The organism is uncultured Gimesia sp. (assembly GCF_937919775.1).
Taxonomy (GTDB): Bacteria; Planctomycetota; Planctomycetia; order Planctomycetales; family Planctomycetaceae; genus Gimesia.
The window spans coordinates 1-2,648 of record NZ_CALFPF010000164.1; the positions used below are offsets into that span (position 1 = coordinate 1).

Annotated in this window: 3 protein-coding genes; all 3 read left to right on the plus strand. The window is 44.3% G+C overall.

Features of this window, described 5'->3' with window-relative positions:
* Positions 1 to 651 (plus strand): hypothetical protein (locus Q0294_RS04410; protein ID WP_299461327.1); only part of this gene is annotated, 651 nt, incomplete at its 5' end.
* A 19-nt stretch (positions 652 to 670) separates the two neighbouring features.
* Positions 671 to 1,603: an ABC transporter ATP-binding protein gene (locus Q0294_RS04415; RefSeq protein WP_299461329.1), complete on the plus strand. Its 933-nt coding sequence runs from the start codon at positions 671 to 673 to the stop codon at positions 1,601 to 1,603.
* A partial coding sequence (locus tag Q0294_RS04420) for an ABC transporter permease (RefSeq protein WP_299461331.1) occupies positions 1,603 to 2,648 on the plus strand: 1,046 nt, incomplete at its 3' end. The genes Q0294_RS04415 and Q0294_RS04420, both read left to right, overlap by 1 nt.

Genomic DNA, 2,648 nt, shown 5'->3' on the forward strand with positions numbered 1-2,648 from the left:
GGCATTATTTTCACGACGGCACAGGAAGCAGAAAAAGTCCGAGGGGCGATCTTTAACGGAGTTGATGGAAGTTTCTACTCTGACATCCCTCCATTTTCAGCCCGGAGTTTCATGTATCGAATTAAAGCGCCATACAAGAAACAAAACATCAAAGTGCTCGATTGTCAAATTGATGCGAATTCAACATTGAAAACACTAAAGTTTGAGATCAATCCAGCCTTTCCCGAAAGAAGATTCAATCTACAAGTGCTGTATGGTCGCACCCTCTATAATTTGCAACAGTCAAAAGAGAATGATCGCACGATTTTAGAATTACATCAATCAGGCACACCTCTTTCTGCGTGGCAGCCAATGCTGGAATCTGATTCAGCCTATTCGCGTCGCTATGGATATCTGGACGAAGAAAAAGATATCCGATTAATATATGATTTCGTGTATGGAAGGCTGGTCATGAAACAGTTGAATCTGTTGCGTCCTAACCAGCTCCGCAATTATCAAGGTGACAAAACACGTGTTAAATTGTTTCTTTATTCTGAGATACCGGAAGAATTTAAACTGAAGTCAAATGTGCAAGGCGTCCAGCAAGGGCGTGTTCTGTTTGTTTATGACTTGCCTTTACCCGAAATAAAGAATGACACTGATAATGAGTGAACCGATTTTTGATCAACCCGTGATTGATATCCAAAACGTATCTCATTCCTTTAAAGGACATCGAGCGTTGCAGGGGATCAGTTTTCAGGTCCAAAAGCAATCACTGCACGGCTTTGTTGGTCCGAATGGGGCTGGTAAAACAACAACGCTGAAAATAATCTGTACTCTGCTGCGGCCGCAGGGGGGCAAAGTCGAAGTCTTTGGGCATGACGTAAAATCCGCTGTCAAAGATATCCGTAAGCGAATTGGTTTTATGCCCGATCACTTCAGTACTTATCGACAAATGACGGTTTTTGAATACCTGGATTTTTTCGGCGCAGCATACGGCCTGGGTTTGGAACAGCGCGATCAGGTCATCAATGATGTACTGACATTAACAGACATGGATGGCCGAAAAGATTCGCTCATCAGCGGGTTGTCACGCGGAATGCAACAGCGAGTAAGCTTAGCCCGTGTATTGGTAAATGACCCCGATCTGTTACTGCTTGATGAACCAGCCTCGGGACTCGACCCTCGGGCGCGCATCGAGCTGATGGAAATACTTCAAGAATTAAAACGCATGGGGAAAACAATTTTTATCAGTTCGCATATTCTGAGCGAGTTGGCAGAGCTGTGTGATAGCGTCACAATTATTGACCGTGGTTTAGTCAAATATAGTGGTACAATGGATGGCTTGTTGACCCACGAACAGGAACACCCCTGTTATAAGCTGGCTTTGGAATCAGAAGTCGAAGGGCTTGCAGAGTCATTGGCGAGTGAGCCGGGAGTGATTAACGTACAAAAAACGGACAAAGCACGCGAGCTGAGGTTAACTTTTGACGCAACACTTACCAATACTGGTAATCTGTTATCAAAAATCATTGAAATGCAAGGTTCGATCGAATCTTTCCAAAGAGATAAGAAACATTTGAATCAGGCATTTTTGGATTTAACTGAACAAGGAGTGCGTTAATGTTTCATGGCACGTTTGCACTTTACAATCGCGCATTAAGTGTCGACTTTCGTTTAACACGAACGCATTTATTTCGATTCCTGTTCGCAGTCATGATTTTGTTTTGTTTAATGTCGGCACATTTGACCAGCCGAATTGTTGGAGCAGCTGGCCTGGTATTATTCACACAAATCATCTATCTCAATTTTGTTTTTATTCTAATGGCGGGTGTCAGTTTTTTTGCAACGGCGATCACGGAAGAAAAAGAAGAACAAACAATCGGCTTACTCTTAATGGCCGGTGTGCATCCCATTTCTCTTTTGCTGGGAAAATCATTCCCGCGGTTAGTGTCCGCGCTATTGCTTTTGTCCGTCCAGTTCCCCTTCACATTACTCGCGATTACATTAGGTGGCGTCACGTTTTCGCAAGTCATCGCCGCCTATTCTGCTTTAGCAGTTTTTTTGTTTTGCCTGTCAAACCTGGGACTGCTCTGTTCCGTAGTTTGTGCCCGTTCTCGCTCTGCCTCAACACTTGTTGTGATCTCCCTGGCAGCATTTTTCTGGGGCACACCACTGCTTAGCTGGGCCTTGGATGGGATGGTTCAGGTAAAGTGGATCGCTGACGATTCTCTACCTCTCATGTACACAAAAGCTACGCTAGACTGGCTTAGTCAGTCTTCTGTTTTAAACCAGATCAATATGATTCTCATATCAGGATTCAGCGAATCTCCCTGGGGAATGCAATTTTGGAGTAACCTGCTGGCAGGGATGGTTTTCTTCTCGCTGTCATGCCTGTTCTTCAATCGCTTTGCACTGACTGAGATCTCAGCCAGTCCCGGACGTGGTGTCGTTTCAAAAAAGAAAAACATCTTGTTTTCTCCCGGCCGTACCTGGGCGAATGCGTTAATGTGGAAAGACTTCTTTTTTGTTAACGGGGGCTACGGCATGGCAGTAATTAAATTCATCTGCTATGGCATTGCTTTATTTACGTTATGTTCTTTCATTGGATACACTTCGCGAAGTTATTCTCGGGAAGAAATTGGTCTGACGGTATTCTGGACCATGGT